Below are 15,982 nucleotides of genomic sequence, written 5' to 3'. Positions count from 1 at the left end.
AAGTCCAATCGGGCTTGCTATCTTTCTAAATCCTTAGTCGTCATCTCCAAATGTATCGCGATACATTTTGTCAATTAGTGCTCTACGTTTGTACTCAGTTTGTTCCTCTGTGTGAGGGTGGAGTTTAACCAGCAACCAACCTACAACAAGGAATACCCCAACAGTAGTAATAATTTCAGCCATTATCTTTTTAACTTCCTTTTCCTTATCTAATCAATCAGGTTTAATCTTCCCTGCGTTTAGCAGCCAGTCCTGCTAATCCTGCAAGTCCGATACCAATTAAGCTGAGCACAGAAGTCGCATCGCCTGTGTTTGGCAATGTTTTCACTCCTGGAGCTGGTGTGGTCTCGACAGGTTTGTCAGCTGGCAAGGTAATTTTCTGACCAGATGAAAGGGTGATGACTTGGCCACCAGCATTTGCTTGACTAGGCTTGATTGGTTTTTGTGGTTTTGGATTAGGTGTTTGAGGAGTTGGGATGATAATGTCAATGGTTGGAGGAGTCGCAGATTCTGGTTTAGGCTCAGTGTAGAGGAAGCGGTAAACGCCCATGCCGTTGACTCCGTCACCTACAAATTCTTCAATATATTCCACATCTTCCAACTTCTCTGCAGCAATCAAATCCTTAGCAGAGTTTGATGTACGGAAACGAAGGTCTAGGCCCTTGATAGTATCCGCAAAACGCCAGTTGCTATCGGCAGAAGGGTTGATATTTTTCTCTTCTAGGATATAGTTGATGATTACTTGGCGGTTTTCCAGGTTGAGCAGGCGGTTGACCGTCGCATTTTTCACACCAGGGAAAGTACCACTAGCGCGGTAGTTATTGGTCGCTACCATGAATTCCATGTCATCCGTCACAGGCTGACCATTGTACTTGAGGTCACGGACGCGGCTAGCATCTTTATTGACAAGCTTACCGCTGGTATCGTATTTGTTTGGCTGGGTAATATCGTAGGTATAGGTTACACCGTCTATAACATCGAAGTTATAGTTACGGAAGTTAATGTTGAGCAACTCCTGAGGCTCTTTGTTGTTTCGGTCCACTTGGTTGAATTGACCAGCAGACATTTCCAACCATTCTTTCAGGTCAGCACCAGTGATTTTCAGAATCGCAGTGACATTATCATAAAGATAGAGGTCGGCTACGTTTTTGATAGCAATGGAACCAGCTGGGATGTCTGTGTAGTTGTCGCCCTCAGAAATACCGCGACCACCAGCCTTGAACGGAGCTGCTGCAGAAAGGAGTGGCAACTTGCCTTCCTCTGTGCCAGCCAATTCTTTTTCCAAGTACCAGAGCTGGGCCTTGTTGACAATCTGAACAGACGGGTCATCTTTTACTAGGGAGAAGTAGCTGTGAATGCGGGCGCTAGTTTCACCAACTTTTTCATTGACATAAGTAACTGTCGCATCGTGAGCCTCTTTCGCAAGGGCAAGGATTTCTGGGTCAGCCACAGGAGACTTGGTATCAATCTTGCGGATTTGTCCCTTGCCGTCTACCACATTCCACTTGCCGTCGGTGTAGGTCACCTTGAGGTCAATGATGCCCAGGTGGTCACCGTATTTACCTGCCATGGTCACTGGAGTGCCGTTAATAGTGCCGTTCACATCATCAACACCAGCGTATTGGGCATAGAAACCAGGCTTTTCAGGGTTCATGGTTGGGAAGAGGGCATGAGAATGTCCAGTCACAACCGCATCGACACCGTCGATCCCTGCGATATGGTAGCCCACGTTTTCTTCGCCCACTTCGTAAGTATCATCACCGATACCAGAGTGGGAAAGAACCAGAACGATGTCTGCACCAGCCTGCTTGATAACGGGCACAATTTCTTTCACAGCTTGGACGGCATCGTTGACCACTACCTTGCCTTCTAGGTTTGCCTTGTCCCAATTGAGAATCTGAGGCGGCACAATACCGGTAATACCGATGTTGAGGTTGACAGGGCGACCAGTTGTGTCGGTAAAGATCTTGGTCACCAATTCGTAGGTTTTAAAGACAGGTTGGAGGGATTTTGCATCCACTACGTTGGCATTGACCACCGGAAGGCTGGTTGAAGCCAATACAGTATGAAGGAAGTCCAAGCCGTAGTTAAATTCATGGTTACCCAGTGTTGATGCGTCAAAATCAAGCTCTTCCAGAGCAGCGTACATAGGGTGTTTTTCGCCAGTCTCAACAGGGTCAACGATAGCCTTATAGGTGCCCAGTGGTGTGCCTTGGATCAGGTCTCCATTGTCGACCGTAACGGTGTTTGGATTTTCAGCGCGTGCCTCTTCGATGAGGACAGCTGTCTTGGCCAAGCCAAGGTTTTGTGACTCCTTGTCCTGGTAGTAATCGTAGTTGACCAGGTTGGTGTGGAGGTCGGTTGTAGACAGGATGCGGACATCGACCGTCTGGCCTTCTACTGGAGAGGCAACTTCTGTTGTGGTCGTTGTGATTGGTTCAGCAGCGAGGACAGGCTGACTAGTATCTCCCCCAGTTCCCTCAGTTGGTGCTGGTGCAGTTTCGTTTGTTACCGTTGGTTGAGTTGCTGGTGTTGTTACCTCTTCAGCCTGGACCAATTGTGTGCTACTAGTTGCCAAGACTGCCAAGGTCAAGGCTGTAGCCGATTTACTAAAAGGAAATTTCATAAGATATCCTCTACTTTCTATTAAAGTGTGCAAGAAACATTATACAGGTTCAGAAGGATTTTTTCAACTGTTTTCGGAACAATGAATTAAAGAACAAGAACAAAACAACTATGTAATCGCTTAATAAACAAACATTAACTTTTTAATCAAGAAAATAATTCGTTCATTTGTAGCGGACAGTTAGGAATGTATCTGATTTCTTCCTCTTTTCCTATGAAAGTGGTAAAATAATAGGAAATAGCTAGGGAGAGAAGTAAATGAAAGAAGTCACTTATACAGGAGAGGAAGTCGTTGCCCTAACAGCCACTTATTTGCCAGAAGAGGATGTTGCTTTTGTCAAAAAAGCTTTGGACTATGCAACCGAGGCCCATAAAACACAGTTTCGTAAGTCCGGTGAGCCCTACATTCTCCATCCTATACAGGTGGCAGGTATCTTGGCAGGTCTAAAGCTGGATGCGGTAACGGTTGCCTGCGGTTTTTTGCATGATGTGGTGGAGGATACAGACATTACCCTGGACCAGATGGAGGCAGAATTTGGCCCTGAGGTTCGTCACATCGTCGGCGGTGTGACCAAGCTGGGCAAGGTAGAATACAAGTCCCATGAAGAGCAGTTGGCTGAAAACCACCGCAATATGCTGATTGCCATGTCTCAGGATATGCGGGTTATCCTGGTCAAACTGGCTGACCGCCTTCATAATATGCGGACCCTCAAGCATCTCCGACCAGACAAGCGGGAGCGGATTTCACGTGAAACAATGGAAATATATGCTCCTCTTGCCCACCGTCTGGGGATTTCCTCTGTCAAATGGGAGCTGGAGGATAGGTCCTTCCGATACCTCAATGAAGTGGAGTTCTATAAGATTACTCATATGATGCGAGAGAAACGTCGGGAGAGGGAGGCTCTGGTCACAGAAGTAGTGGACAAACTGCGTGAGTACACGGAGGAGCGCCACCTTCATGGGCAGATTTATGGCCGGCCAAAGCATATTTACTCTATTTACCGCAAGATGCACGACAAGAAAAAGCGGTTTGACGAGCTCTACGACTTGACGGCCATTCGCTGTATTATGGACACGCCGAGCGATGTTTATGCCATGCTAGGCTACATTCATGAATTGTGGAAACCCATGCCAGGTCGGTTCAAGGACTACATTGCCAGCCCCAAGGCCAATGGCTACCAGTCCATCCACACCACAGTTTACGGACCAAAAGGCCCTATCGAGTTCCAGATTCGGACCATGGAAATGCACCAGGTGGCGGAGTACGGGGTTGCGGCCCACTGGGCCTACAAGCGTGGTGGCAAGGCAACTGCTTCTGAAAAAGAGCTGCGTTGGATCAACAACCTGATTGAACTTCAAGAAGGGGCAGGAGATGCCCAATCCTTCGTTGATTCGGTCAAAGAGGACATTTTCACCGAGCGTATTTACGTTTTCACGCCAGATGGTGCTGTGCGTGAGTTGCCAAAGGATTCTGTACCGATTGACTTCGCCTATGAGATTCATACCAAGGTCGGTGAGCGAGCAACAGGTGCCAAGGTCAACGGCCGCATGGTGCCTCTGACGACCAAGCTTAAGACAGGCGACCAGGTGGAAATCATCACCTCTGCCAACTCTTTCGGCCCAAGTCGTGACTGGGTCAACATCGTCAAGACCCACAAGGCTCGTAACCGGATCAAGCAGTTCTTCAAAAACCAAGACAAGGAACTATCTGTTTCCAAGGGTCGAGAGATGATTCAGGCCTTGCTGTTGGAAAATGGCTACGCTCCAAATCAGTATTTGGACAGAAAGCACATGGATGCCGTTTTGCAGAAGGCCAGCTACAAGACGGATGAGGCCCTCTTTGCCGCAGTTGGTTTCGGTGAGGTTTCGGCTATCTCTGTTTTTAATCGCCTGACAGAGAAAGAACGTCGAGAAGCCGAGCGGGCTAAGGCCAAGGCTGTCGCGGACGAATTGGTCAACGGTGGCGAAGTCAAACACGACAACAAAGATAGTCTGAAAATCCGTCATGAAGGTGGTGTGGTCATTGAAGGGGCGTCAGGCTTGCTGATCCGGATTGCCAAATGTTGTAATCCAGTACCTGGCGATGAGATTGTCGGCTACATTACCAAGGGACGTGGGGTTGCGGTTCACCGTGTGGACTGTATGAACCTCAAGAGCCAGGAAAACTATGATGTCCGCCTAATTGATGTCGGTTGGGAGGATGAAAACTCTACCAAGGAATACATGGCAAACATTGATATCTACGGCCTCAACCGCTCAGGTCTGCTCAACGATGTCCTCAAGGTCTTGACCAATGCTAGTAAGAACATTTCTTCGGTCAATGCCCAGCCAACCAAGGATATGAAGTTTGCGACTATCCACGTTTCCTTTGGTATTTCCAACCTGGCAACCTTGACCAGTCTGGTGGACAAGATCAAATCAGTGCCAGAAGTTTACTCAGTGAAAAGGACCAACGGATAAGATGAAAATTGTATTACAACGTGTATCACAGGCCAGTGTGACCATCGACGGAAGTATCCATGGGCAAATTGAACAAGGGCTTTTGCTCCTAGTCGGTGTGGGGCCAGATGACAGCCAGGAAGACCTGGACTATGCTGTTCGAAAAATCGTCAATATGCGGATTTTTTCAGATGAGGCAGGCAAGATGAACAAGTCGGTTCAAGATATAGGGGGCAAGATTTTATCCATTTCCCAGTTTACCCTTTTTGCGGACACTAAAAAAGGCAATCGCCCTGCTTTTACAGGAGCAGCAGCTCCTGCCCTAGCCAGCCAACTTTATGATGCTTTTAACCAAGCCCTGTCAGCCTTTGTGCCTGTTGAAGTGGGCGTGTTTGGGGCGGATATGGCGGTCAGTCTGGTCAATGATGGGCCGGTGACCATTGTTTTGGATACGAAAAATCGCTAGTCGTCTATACTTTTTATGTCTATTTTGATATACTAAAAGGGAATTAGACGTGGAGGTTTGCCATGAAAAACTTACTGACCAATCATTTTTTCTACCTAGTGGTAGCATTTACCTTGATTTTGGTGATTTACTTTAGTGGAATTGACAAACGCTGGATTATTCTGGCAAGTTTTCTCTATTTTATCCCTTCGCAGATTTTATACCGTCGTCGCCTCAAAGAGCGACTACAAGAAGACCAGCCCAAGTAGGCTGGTTTTTTCGGCAGTATTGGTTATTTGAAAACAATGTGCTATAATAATCTTATCATAAAGTGGTAGTTTATGTTTTGAAGATAAGGTGAGGTAATCAAGAATATGAGAAAATTTTTTCAAGGCCTTAATCAAGACTATCTGGAAACCAGAAGTTCAACTAGAGAAGATTGGTTGGAGTGGATTATCCAGAGAAAGATGACCTGGGGCATGCGGTGGGGTTTGGTAGCAGTCATAGTATTTGTCCTGCAGCCCTTCACCTACAATCCTTCCGTCCTTTTAGCCTGTTTTTATATTGGGCTCTTGCTTGGGCTCCTCTATATCCTCGGTCAGGCGTTTTTTGCAACCAGATCCATTTTCCGCAATTGGAAGAAAAAATAATCGCTCAGCTTGTTTAGGCTGGGCGATTGGTTTTTTCTACGAATAATTCATGGGCGATGGTAGTAGGAATAGCTAGTTCTTTGTCCTTGTACTGGATAGTAATAGTTTGAGCAAAGTGGTCGAAGTCTGTCACAAGCAGTTGGTCGCCGAGGGCTAACTCGTGCTGCTCCAGGTATTGGAGGAGTTGGTAGAAATCATGGATACGAACCAGTTGGTAGGTGCCTGTTTCTGTCAGTTGGGCTAGCCGTGTCTGGTAACGTTCGATCAAGGCTTGTCCTTCTTTGGGAATGCTGCCGCCGTGTGGGCAGGTTTGGGGATAACCTAGGAGTTTATCCAGTCGGTTGATAAAATGGTCTGAAATAGTATGTTCCAAAATTTCAGCTTCTTCATGGACTTCTTCTGGAGAGTAACCAAGTTGTTCAACTAAGAATACTTCAATCAAGCGATGCTTGCGGTAGAGGTTGGCAACCATCTCCAAGGCGACTTGGCTGAGGAGATAGCCGGCTGTCTTGTCCTTTTCAATCAAGCCTTCTGCTAGCATCTTTTTAATCATTTCTGAGACGGCTGGGGCAGAAAAATTCATCTTTTCTGCAATCAATTTATTGGTAATCTTATTTTGACTTTGCCCTAATTCATAGAGGGTTTTCAGGTAGTCTTCTTTGTTTGGTGTCATAGTCTCTCACTTTCTAATTATAAATATTATACCAAAAAATTAGGAAATTCATTGACAGAATAATTTTTTTAGTATATATTAAAACCAAAGTTAAGCATACCTAATTATTTAAAAAGGAGAACCTATATGAAAAAACTAATTCTTAGTCTCGCTCTGCTATTGTCCCTCATCGGACTAGGAGCCTGTCGTTCAATGCCAAGTCAAGAGGCTTCCAGCAAGCCGCGAGTGGCGGTCACAACCTCTTTCCTTAGTGATATGGTCTATCAGTTAGCTGGAGATGAGGTGGAGCGTGACCTGCTGATTCCAGCGGGAGAGGATCCGCACCTCTATGTTGCCAAGACCAGCGACCTGTCCAAACTGCAGAAAGCAGATCTTGTTCTCTACCACGGCTTGCACTTTGAGGGAAAGATGGTGGAGGCCTTGGAAAAGACGGGTGTGGCAGTGTCTAAGAACTTTGCCCAGTCGGATTTGACAACTATGGATGAGGACGGCGAGCAGATTGTGGACCCCCACTTCTGGTTTTCTATTCCGCTCTATCAATCAGCGGTAGCGGTGGCTTCAGAGGAGTTGCAAAAGCTTCTTCCGGAAAAAGCAGAGCTGATTCAGAAAAATACGGAAAACTACTTAGCTCAGTTGGATGACTTACATACTTGGATTGAAAAAGAGTTGAGCGTCTTGCCTGCTGAGAGCCGTTACCTAGTTACCCCACATGATGCCTTTAACTACTTCGCAGCCAGCTATGATTTTACTCTTTATGCACCGCAGGGCATTAGTACCGAGTCTGAAGTTGCCAACAGCGATATGATTGAAACGGTCAATATGATTTTAGAACATGGTATCAAGGCTATCTTCACCGAGTCAACAACCAGTCCAGAACGCATGGAAAAATTGCAGGAAGCTGTCAAGGCCAAGGGTGGTCAGGTAGCGATTGTAAGCGGTGAAGGCAAGGAGCTATTCTCAGATTCCCTAGCGCCAGAAGGGGAAGAGGGAGCAACATTTATCGATATGTACAAGCATAATGTCCAGTTAATTGTGGAGCATTTGCAGTAAGAAAGGTTGGAAGAATGGAAGAAATACTGAGAGTTGAAGACTTGTCCTTGCACTATGGTGCAGGACAGGTCAAGGCTCTAGATCAGGTCAGTTTTCAGCTACCAAAGGGTTGTCGTGCGGCTTTGGTCGGACCAAATGGTGCAGGGAAATCGAGCTTGTTTAAGGCGATTTTGGGATTGGAGAAGGGGGTAAGTGGCAAGGTTTCACTACTGGGTCAGTCAGAGAAACTGGACCAAGTTATTCAAAAAAATGTTGCCTATATTCCCCAAGCCAGCCAGGTCAACTGGCAGTTCCCTGCAAGGGTTCTGGATATTGTCCTGATGGGACGGTTTGCCCATACCAGTGGTTTCTTCCGTCGACCAAGTTCCTTAGATAAGGAACAGGCAGAGCAGGCTCTGGAAGAGATGAAGATTAGTGATTTACGCAATCGGCAGATTGACCAGCTATCTGGAGGTCAGCGGCAACGAGTCTTTCTAGCTAGGGCCTTGGCTCAGGAAGCTGAAATCTACATGATGGACGAGCCTTTGGCTGGGATTGATCAGGTGACAGAGCAAGTCATCATGGACTGTTTGAAGAAGTTCCAGCAAGAAGGCAAGACCTCCCTGGTTATCCACCATGACCTTTTGACCTTGGAAAAGTATTTTGATTATGTCCTCTGGCTCAATGGTCGTTTGGTGGCAGAGGGGGCTATGGATCAGGTGGATTTGCTGCAAGCCTATCAGGCTGCCTTTGGTCAGGAACCAGCCTTGTTTCTAAAGGAGGGGCTCGGTCATGCTTGATCTCTTGCAGGACTATTCTTTTTGGACGGTAGCTCTGGGAACCCTTGCTTTAGCCTTGGCGGCTAGCCAAATCGGGACCATTAGCGTCTTGACCAGGCAGAGTTTAATCGGAGATAGCTTGGGGCATGCGGCCTATCCAGGTATCATCCTGTCCTATATGGTCTTTCAATCGCGTCACCCCCTGCTCCTCTTGATTGGAGCGGTGGCTTCGGGTTACCTGTCCTATGGTCTGGTCAGCTGGCTCTGTCGAGGAGGACGGACCAGTCGGGTCAATGCCTTGGCACTGGTTTCAGCGGCTTTTTTTGGACTGGGCTTGGTTCTCAAGCAGTATGTTCAGGGCAATGCGGCCTTTCAAGGAGCTGCCCAGGCAGGCTTGGAAAACTATGTTTTTGGTCAGGCTGCCTTTATGCAGCTGGATGATGTCGTACTCATTTGCTTGGTAGCCTTGCTAGCCTTGTTCCTATTTGGCTGGCACTACCAGTCGTTCAAGCTCTATCTGTTTGACAGACAATTTGCCAAGCTAGTGGGGATTCCTGTGGAAAAGATTGACCGTATGACTCTGTTTCTGATGATGAGTTTGATTGCGGTTGGCTTGAAGGTGGTTGGGGCTATCCTGATGAGTAGTTTCTTGATAGCACCGGCTGTCTTTGGCTTGCTTCTAGGAAAGTCCTATGACCAGACCTTGGCATTAGCAGCAGGAATTGCTGGATTTTCAGCCCTACTTGGAAGTTATGTGAGTTCAGTGGTGACAGGGTTATCGACTGGGCCGGCTATTATTGTTTGCTTGAGTTTGTCCTCTTTGGTGGCTTTTGCTTATGTGACCTATATCAGAAAGGAGAATGCAGGTGCTTGAGGTCTTATTGATTTTACTGGCTGTCGGTTCTTCTTGTGGCTTGATTGGGTCTGTCCTGGTGGTGCGCAATCAGGCCATGCTGGCAGATGCCTTGTCCCACTCGGTTCTGTTGGGGATAGTACTGGGCTTCTTTGTCAGTCACAACCTTGATTCCCCCCTGCTCTTGTTTGGGGCGGCGTTTTTTGGTCTACTGACAGTTCTAGCTATTGAGGGGCTACACACTCGCAAGTTGGCTCAGGATGCGGCGACGGGCTTGCTCTTTACCTTTTTCTTTGCCCTAGCGGTTATTCTCATCTCCCTCTTTGCCCGCAATGTCCATCTGGACTTGGATATGGTCCTGATGGGCGAGGTGCTCTTTGCCCCTCTTAACAGGCTGGACCTATTTGGCCTGTCGCTACCCTTGGCCTTGGTCAAGTCCGTCGGGCTCTTGCTAGTCTTACTGGTCTTCTTTTTCTTGAACTTTCAAGCTCTGACCCTCTATCTCTTGGACAAGGAGCAGGCTAAACTCCAAGGGATTGCCACCAAAAGACTGGAGCTAGGGTTGATTTTTCTGGTTTCCTTGACAACGGTCTTGTCCTTTGAAGCGGTCGGCTCTATGGCGGTCATTATTTTCTTACTAGCACCCAGTATGGCGGCCTTACCTTGGTCAAAGCATTTCTGTCAGTTTTTAGTTTTGGGGCAATGCTGCGCCATTCTGATGATTGTTCTAGGCTTTGGTCTTGCCAGCTGGCTTGACCTGACCATGTCTGGAATCTGTTCGGTCATGGGTCTTCTGACAGTCTGCGTCAGCTTTTTCCTAAAAAATGCCCTAAAAATTTAGTTTGGCAAATGAAATTGTCAGACTTTTTTGTTATTATAGTAAGTAATCACACAAGCAAAGGAGAAAATAATGACACGTTTACAAGATGATTTTTACGAATACGTCAATGGTGAATGGGCAAAAACTGCCGTCATTCCAGATGATAAGCCAAGAACAGGTGGTTTCTCAGACCTGGCGGACGAGATTGAAAAGCTCATGATTGACACGACAAACGCTTGGTTGGCGGGAGAAAATGTCCCAGAAGATAGCGTTTTGCAAAACTTTGTAGCCTTCCACAAGCAAGTGGCTGACTATGAAACCCGTGACCGTTTGGGCGCAGAACCAGCACAAGCCTTGATTGCTGAGTACAAGGCTCTCAACTCTTTCGAAGAATTCACCAGCAAGCTGGCAGAATATGAGTTAGCAGGCAAGCCAAACCTGATGCCTTTCGGTGTGGCACCTGACTTTATGGACGCGACTACCAATGTCCTCTGGGCAGATTCTCTAGGCATTATCCTGCCAGATACGACCTACTATGAAGAAGGTCATGAAAAAGGGGCTGAATTGCTCAAGACTTGGCGTGAGAGCCAGGAAGCCCTCCTGCCTAAGTTTGGTTTCAGCGATGAGGAAATCAAGGAACTTCTAGATAAACGTTTGGAACTGGATGCCACGATTGCCAAGTATGTTCTGTCAAATGAAGAGGGGTCAGAGTACGCCAAACTTTACCACCCCTACGAGTGGGCAGATTTTACAGCCTTGGCACCAGAGTTGCCTTTGGATCATTTCTTCACAGCGATTTTAGGTCAAACACCAGACAAGATTATCGTGCCTGAGGAACGTTTCTGGCAGGCTGCCAAGGAAATTTACAGTGCGGATAATTGGGAGCTTTTGAAGGCGACCTTGATTTTGAAAGCAGCAGGAGCTTATACAGCCTTCCTGTCGGATGAAATCCGTATTCTAGCAGGAGCCTACAGCCGTGCGCTTTCTGGTACACCACAGGCTCAAAACCAAGAAAAAGCAGCCTACAATCTGGCACAAGGTTACTTTAACCAAGCCCTCGGTCTCTGGTATGCTGGCGAAAAATTCTCTCCAGAAGCCAAGGCAGATGTGGAAGCTAAGGTTGCCAAGATGATTGAGGTCTACAAGTCTCGTTTGGAAACGGCAGACTGGTTGGCTCAGGAAACCCGTGACAAGGCTATTGTCAAACTCAATGTCATCAAGCCTTACATAGGCTATCCAGAAGCCTTGCCAGAGCGTTATTATAAGAAGATTGTTGACCCAGGCAAGTCCTTGGTGGAAAATGCCATCGAACTAAACAAGATTGACATTGCTCATGGTTGGAGCAAGTGGAACAAGCCTGTGGACATCAAAGAGTGGGGCATGCCAGCTCATATGGTCAACGCCTACTACAATCCACAGAAGAACTTGATTGTCTTTCCAGCAGCCATTTTGCAGGCGCCATTCTACTCGCTGGAGCAGTCTTCGTCAGCTAACTACGGCGGTATCGGTGCGGTTATTGCCCACGAGATTTCCCACGCCTTTGACTCAAACGGTGCTTCCTTCGATGAGCATGGTAGTCTTAATAACTGGTGGACAGAGGAAGATTATGCAGCCTTTGAGGCCCGTACCCAGCAGGTCATCGACCAGTTTGAAGGTCAGGATTCTTACGGTGCCAAAATCAATGGTAAATTGACCGTGTCAGAAAACATTGCTGACCTTGGTGGGATTGCGGCAGCCCTAGAAGCAGCCAAGTCAGAAGATGACTTCTCCGCAGAGGAATTCTTCACTAACTTTGCTCGCATCTGGCGAATGAAGGCCCGTCCTGAGTTCATGCAGATGTTGGCGAGTGTCGATGTCCACGCACCAGGGCACCTACGCACCAACATCCAGTTGCCAAACTTCGATGAATTCCATGAAACCTTTGGCGTTCAAGAAGGCGACGGTATGTGGCGTGCTAAAGAAGACCGTGTGATTATTTGGTAGAAGTTTTGAACAGCTAACTTTTGTTGGCTGTTTTTGTCGCTTTGGACAAGAAAAAATAAAGCATATCTATTTGACACAGCTTCTCATCTATGGTATTATACTAGACGGTACTTTTTACTTTTGGTCTCTCAAGAGTGTACAGGGACGTGCTGACAAATGTTGCAAAAGTACACACAGATAGGGGTTGTCACCAATGCCCTATCACCAAAAATAAAAAATATATACAGGAGAATGTAGATGCCTACAATTAACCAGTTGGTACGTAAACCACGTAAGTCTAAAGTAGAAAAATCTAAATCACCAGCTTTGAACGTTGGTTACAACAGCCGTAAAAAAGTTCAAACAAACGTTTCATCACCACAAAAACGCGGTGTTGCAACTCGTGTCGGAACAATGACACCTAAAAAACCTAACTCAGCCCTTCGTAAATTTGCTCGTGTACGTTTGAGCAACCTTATCGAAGTTACTGCTTACATCCCAGGTATCGGTCACAACTTGCAAGAACACAGTGTGGTTCTTCTTCGTGGTGGACGTGTAAAAGACCTTCCAGGGGTACGTTACCATATCGTTCGTGGTGCACTAGATACTGCTGGTGTAAACGATCGTAAGCAAGGCCGTTCTAAATACGGTACTAAACGTCCAAAAGGCTAAGAAAGGGGAAATATAAATGAGTCGTAAAAATCAAGCGCCTAAGCGCGAAGTATTGCCAGATCCATTGTATAACTCAAAATTGGTAACTCGTTTGATTAACCGTGTTATGTTGGACGGTAAACGTGGTACTGCTGCATCAATCGTTTACGGTGCCTTTGATCAAATCAAAGAAGCAACTGGCAATGATGCACTTGAAGTATTTGAAACAGCAATGGAAAACATCATGCCTGTACTTGAAGTACGTGCACGTCGTGTCGGTGGTTCTAACTACCAAGTCCCAGTTGAAGTTCGTCCAGAACGTCGTACAACACTTGGTCTTCGTTGGTTGGTAACAATCGCTCGTAACCGTGGTGAGCACACTATGATTGATCGCCTTGCGAAAGAAATCATGGATGCAGCAAACAACACTGGTGCAGCTGTTAAGAAACGTGAAGACACCCACAAAATGGCAGAAGCAAACCGCGCATTCGCACACTTCCGCTGGTAAGATTAAGATACAGAGAACGTGCCTGCCGACGAAAAATAGGAAATCGAAGCAGAATGCTTTTGCATTCAATGAGATTTATCTTTTTTCGTTGACAGCAGACCGTTCGAGTTCAGTTTCTACATTGGATATATGGAAGTTAACTGAACTTAATTGGATGAAGGAACTTCGTTCAACCATCACAAATCGGATTGAGGATGACCTCGTCCACTTCACACCATTAGTAAGAACTTAAGCGGGTGGGACTTGCCCACTCGCTTTTCTTAAAATATGGTATAATCAGAATAGAAATCTAAAAATATAGGAGAACAAACCTCATGGCACGCGAATTTTCATTAGAAAAAACTCGTAATATCGGTATCATGGCGCACGTTGACGCGGGTAAAACAACGACAACAGAGCGTATTCTTTACTACACAGGTAAAATCCACAAAATTGGTGAAACTCACGAAGGTGCATCACAAATGGACTGGATGGAGCAAGAGCAAGAGCGTGGTATCACGATCACATCTGCTGCGACAACAGCTCAATGGAACAACCACCGTGTAAACATCATCGACACACCAGGACACGTGGACTTCACAATCGAAGTACAACGTTCACTTCGCGTTCTTGATGGTGCGGTAACTGTTCTTGACTCACAATCAGGTGTTGAGCCACAAACTGAAACAGTATGGCGTCAAGCAACTGAATACGGTGTTCCACGTATCGTATTTGCTAACAAGATGGATAAAATCGGTGCGGACTTCCTTTACTCAGTAAGCACACTTCATGAGCGTCTTCAAGCAAATGCACACCCAATCCAATTGCCAATCGGTTCTGAAGATGAGTTTCGTGGTATCATCGACTTGATCAAGATGAAAGCTGAAATCTATACTAACGACCTTGGTACAGATATTCTTGAAGAAGATATCCCAGCTGAATACCTTGAGCAAGCTCAAGAATACCGTGAAAAATTGGTTGAAGCAGTTGCTGAAACTGATGAAGAATTGATGATGAAATACCTTGAAGGTGAAGAAATCACAAACGAAGAATTGAAAGCTGGTATCCGTAAAGCGACTATCAACGTTGAATTCTTCCCAGTATTGTGTGGTTCTGCCTTCAAGAACAAAGGTGTTCAATTGATGCTTGACGCGGTTATTGACTACCTTCCAAGCCCACTTGACATCCCTGCAATCAAGGGTGTAAACCCAGATACTGATGGTGAAGAAGAGCGCCATGCTTCTGATGAAGAGCCATTTGCGGCCCTTGCTTTCAAGATTATGACTGACCCATTCGTAGGTCGTTTGACATTCTTCCGTGTTTACTCAGGTGTCCTTAACAGCGGTTCATACGTAATGAACACTTCTAAAGGTAAACGTGAGCGTATCGGACGTATCCTTCAAATGCACGCAAACAGCCGTCAAGAAATTGAAACTGTTTACGCTGGTGACATCGCCGCTGCGGTTGGTTTGAAAGATACTACAACTGGTGACTCATTGACTGATGAGAAAGCTAAAGTAATCCTTGAGTCAATCCACGTTCCAGAACCAGTTATCCAATTGATGGTTGAGCCTAAGTCTAAAGCTGACCAAGACAAGATGGGTATTGCCCTTTCTAAATTGGCTGAAGAAGATCCAACATTCCGCGTTGAAACAAACGTTGAAACAGGTGAAACAGTTATCTCTGGTATGGGTGAGTTGCACTTGGATGTCCTTGTTGACCGTATGCGTCGTGAATTCAAGGTTGAAGCAAACGTAGGTGCTCCTCAAGTATCATACCGTGAAACATTCCGTGCTTCTACACAAGCTCGTGGTTTCTTCAAACGCCAGTCTGGTGGTAAAGGTCAATTCGGTGACGTTTGGATCGAATTCACACCAAACGAAGAAGGTAAAGGTTTCGAGTTCGAGAATGCTATCGTCGGTGGTGTGGTTCCACGTGAATTCATCCCAGCGGTTGAAAAAGGTCTCGTAGAATCTATGGCGAACGGTGTTCTTGCTGGTTACCCAATCGTTGACGTTAAAGCGAAGCTTTACGATGGTTCATACCACGATGTCGACTCATCTGAAACAGCCTTCAAAGTGGCAGCATCTCTTGCCCTTAAAGAAGCAGCGAAATCAGCTCAACCAACTATCCTTGAGCCAATGATGCTCGTAACCATCACTGCACCAGAAGATAACCTCGGTGACGTTATGGGTCACGTTACTGCACGTCGTGGTCGCGTTGACGGTATGGAAGCTCGTGGTAACACACAAATCGTTCGTGCTTATGTGCCACTTGCTGAAATGTTCGGTTACGCAACTGTTCTTCGTTCAGCAACACAAGGTCGCGGTACCTTCATGATGGTATTTGACCACTACGAAGATGTACCAAAATCTGTACAAGACGAAATTATCAAGAAAAACGGTGGCAATGCATAATTGCTAACCAGGACGCCTTCAGGCGTCTTTTTTGTCTCTGTCAATTGTAGTGGGCTGATGAACAGCTACATTCACGAGAGGACCTCTTGGTCTTCTTTTTTGCTTAAAACCCAATTTTCCTTATTGACAATTGACTCTTTAGCTGATAGAAT

The 15,982-nt window shown here is 46.3% G+C and carries 15 protein-coding genes; 12 read left to right on the top strand and 3 right to left on the bottom strand.

Annotated elements, in window-relative coordinates:
- Positions 1-33 precede the first annotated feature (33 nt).
- Positions 34-183, bottom strand: a complete 150-nt coding sequence (locus tag ACHBHN_RS08335) for a hypothetical protein (protein ID WP_161498038.1) — start codon at positions 181-183, stop codon at positions 34-36.
- Positions 184-223: 40 nt separating this feature from the next.
- On the bottom strand, positions 224-2,626 hold the full coding sequence (locus ACHBHN_RS08330; RefSeq protein ID WP_394733919.1) for a bifunctional 2',3'-cyclic-nucleotide 2'-phosphodiesterase/3'-nucleotidase: 2,403 nt from the start codon (positions 2,624-2,626) through the stop codon (positions 224-226).
- A gap of 257 nt (positions 2,627-2,883) precedes the next feature.
- On the opposite strand from ACHBHN_RS08330, the gene ACHBHN_RS08325 reads away from it, so the two are divergent.
- The 4 genes from ACHBHN_RS08325 (at position 2,884) to ACHBHN_RS08310 (ending at position 6,159) form a co-directional block, all read left to right on the top strand.
- Entirely contained in the window at positions 2,884-5,085 is a 2,202-nt protein-coding gene (locus ACHBHN_RS08325) for a RelA/SpoT family protein (protein WP_394733918.1), read from the top strand.
- A gap of 1 nt (position 5,086) precedes the next feature.
- Positions 5,087-5,530, top strand: coding sequence for a D-aminoacyl-tRNA deacylase (gene dtd / locus ACHBHN_RS08320; protein WP_105160496.1), 444 nt, complete (start codon positions 5,087-5,089; stop codon positions 5,528-5,530).
- 62 nt (positions 5,531-5,592) lie between these two features.
- The gene (locus ACHBHN_RS08315) at positions 5,593-5,778 is read left to right on the top strand and encodes a hypothetical protein (protein WP_002941993.1); all 186 of its coding nucleotides are present in this window, start codon (positions 5,593-5,595) and stop codon (positions 5,776-5,778) included.
- A gap of 105 nt (positions 5,779-5,883) precedes the next feature.
- A complete protein-coding gene (locus tag ACHBHN_RS08310; RefSeq protein WP_105160495.1) occupies positions 5,884-6,159 on the top strand; it encodes a hypothetical protein in 276 nt (91 codons plus the stop codon).
- A gap of 13 nt (positions 6,160-6,172) precedes the next feature.
- Here the strand turns inward: ACHBHN_RS08310 and ACHBHN_RS08305 are convergent, their stop codons facing one another.
- The gene (locus tag ACHBHN_RS08305) at positions 6,173-6,832 is read right to left on the bottom strand and encodes a metal-dependent transcriptional regulator (protein ID WP_105160494.1); all 660 of its coding nucleotides are present in this window, start codon (positions 6,830-6,832) and stop codon (positions 6,173-6,175) included.
- Between the two features lie 126 nt (positions 6,833-6,958).
- Here ACHBHN_RS08305 and ACHBHN_RS08300 point away from each other — a divergent pair, with 126 nt between their 5' ends.
- From ACHBHN_RS08300 to fusA, 8 genes are all read left to right on the top strand, one after another.
- Positions 6,959-7,882 carry a metal ABC transporter solute-binding protein, Zn/Mn family gene (locus ACHBHN_RS08300; protein WP_105160493.1) on the top strand — a complete coding sequence of 308 codons (924 nt, stop codon included), beginning with the start codon at positions 6,959-6,961 and terminating at the stop codon, positions 7,880-7,882.
- Between the two features lie 14 nt (positions 7,883-7,896).
- The gene (locus ACHBHN_RS08295; RefSeq protein WP_105160492.1) at positions 7,897-8,661 is read left to right on the top strand and encodes a metal ABC transporter ATP-binding protein; all 765 of its coding nucleotides are present in this window, start codon (positions 7,897-7,899) and stop codon (positions 8,659-8,661) included.
- On the top strand, positions 8,654-9,514 hold the full coding sequence (locus ACHBHN_RS08290) for a metal ABC transporter permease (RefSeq protein ID WP_394733917.1): 861 nt from the start codon (positions 8,654-8,656) through the stop codon (positions 9,512-9,514). The genes ACHBHN_RS08295 and ACHBHN_RS08290 overlap by 8 nt, the downstream gene beginning before the upstream one ends.
- On the top strand, positions 9,507-10,334 hold the full coding sequence (locus ACHBHN_RS08285) for a metal ABC transporter permease (RefSeq protein ID WP_105160536.1): 828 nt from the start codon (positions 9,507-9,509) through the stop codon (positions 10,332-10,334). Before ACHBHN_RS08290 ends, ACHBHN_RS08285 begins: the two co-directional genes overlap by 8 nt.
- A gap of 69 nt (positions 10,335-10,403) precedes the next feature.
- On the top strand, positions 10,404-12,296 hold the full coding sequence (locus ACHBHN_RS08280; RefSeq protein WP_394733916.1) for a M13 family metallopeptidase: 1,893 nt from the start codon (positions 10,404-10,406) through the stop codon (positions 12,294-12,296).
- 237 nt (positions 12,297-12,533) lie between these two features.
- Positions 12,534-12,947 (top strand): 30S ribosomal protein S12, encoded by a 414-nt coding sequence (rpsL, locus tag ACHBHN_RS08275; RefSeq protein ID WP_002940030.1) that lies wholly within the window; start codon positions 12,534-12,536, stop codon positions 12,945-12,947.
- A gap of 16 nt (positions 12,948-12,963) precedes the next feature.
- The gene (gene rpsG / locus ACHBHN_RS08270) at positions 12,964-13,434 is read left to right on the top strand and encodes a 30S ribosomal protein S7 (RefSeq protein ID WP_002940031.1); all 471 of its coding nucleotides are present in this window, start codon (positions 12,964-12,966) and stop codon (positions 13,432-13,434) included.
- Between the two features lie 314 nt (positions 13,435-13,748).
- On the top strand, positions 13,749-15,830 hold the full coding sequence (fusA, locus tag ACHBHN_RS08265) for an elongation factor G (protein WP_394733915.1): 2,082 nt from the start codon (positions 13,749-13,751) through the stop codon (positions 15,828-15,830).
- The last annotated feature ends 152 nt before the right edge of the window (positions 15,831-15,982 follow it).

Origin of the sequence: Streptococcus sp. A22 (assembly GCF_043674215.1) — a bacterium.
Lineage (GTDB): Bacteria > Bacillota > Bacilli > Lactobacillales > Streptococcaceae > Streptococcus > Streptococcus suis_V.
The sequence above is the reverse complement of the archived record's forward strand: the minus strand, read 5'-3'. Positions and strand labels throughout refer to the sequence as shown.

Bases quoted from the DNA above. Each gene is read 5' to 3' on its own strand.
- ACHBHN_RS08300 (WP_105160493.1), top strand. From the start codon at position 6,959: ATGAAAAAACTAATTCTTAGTCTCGCTCTGCTATTGTCCCTCATCGGA.
- ACHBHN_RS08315 (WP_002941993.1), top strand. From the start codon at position 5,593: ATGAAAAACTTACTGACCAATCATTTTTTCTACCTAGTGGTAGCATTT.
- rpsG (WP_002940031.1), top strand. From the start codon at position 12,964: ATGAGTCGTAAAAATCAAGCGCCTAAGCGCGAAGTATTGCCAGATCCA.
- rpsL (WP_002940030.1), top strand. From the start codon at position 12,534: ATGCCTACAATTAACCAGTTGGTACGTAAACCACGTAAGTCTAAAGTA.
- ACHBHN_RS08310 (WP_105160495.1), top strand. From the start codon at position 5,884: ATGAGAAAATTTTTTCAAGGCCTTAATCAAGACTATCTGGAAACCAGA.
- fusA (WP_394733915.1), top strand. From the start codon at position 13,749: ATGGCACGCGAATTTTCATTAGAAAAAACTCGTAATATCGGTATCATG.
- ACHBHN_RS08335 (WP_161498038.1), bottom strand. From the start codon at position 183: ATGGCTGAAATTATTACTACTGTTGGGGTATTCCTTGTTGTAGGTTGG.
- ACHBHN_RS08295 (WP_105160492.1), top strand. From the start codon at position 7,897: ATGGAAGAAATACTGAGAGTTGAAGACTTGTCCTTGCACTATGGTGCA.
- ACHBHN_RS08305 (WP_105160494.1), bottom strand. From the start codon at position 6,832: ATGACACCAAACAAAGAAGACTACCTGAAAACCCTCTATGAATTAGGG.
- dtd (WP_105160496.1), top strand. From the start codon at position 5,087: ATGAAAATTGTATTACAACGTGTATCACAGGCCAGTGTGACCATCGAC.
- ACHBHN_RS08330 (WP_394733919.1), bottom strand. From the start codon at position 2,626: ATGAAATTTCCTTTTAGTAAATCGGCTACAGCCTTGACCTTGGCAGTC.
- ACHBHN_RS08290 (WP_394733917.1), top strand. From the start codon at position 8,654: ATGCTTGATCTCTTGCAGGACTATTCTTTTTGGACGGTAGCTCTGGGA.
- ACHBHN_RS08280 (WP_394733916.1), top strand. From the start codon at position 10,404: ATGACACGTTTACAAGATGATTTTTACGAATACGTCAATGGTGAATGG.
- ACHBHN_RS08325 (WP_394733918.1), top strand. From the start codon at position 2,884: ATGAAAGAAGTCACTTATACAGGAGAGGAAGTCGTTGCCCTAACAGCC.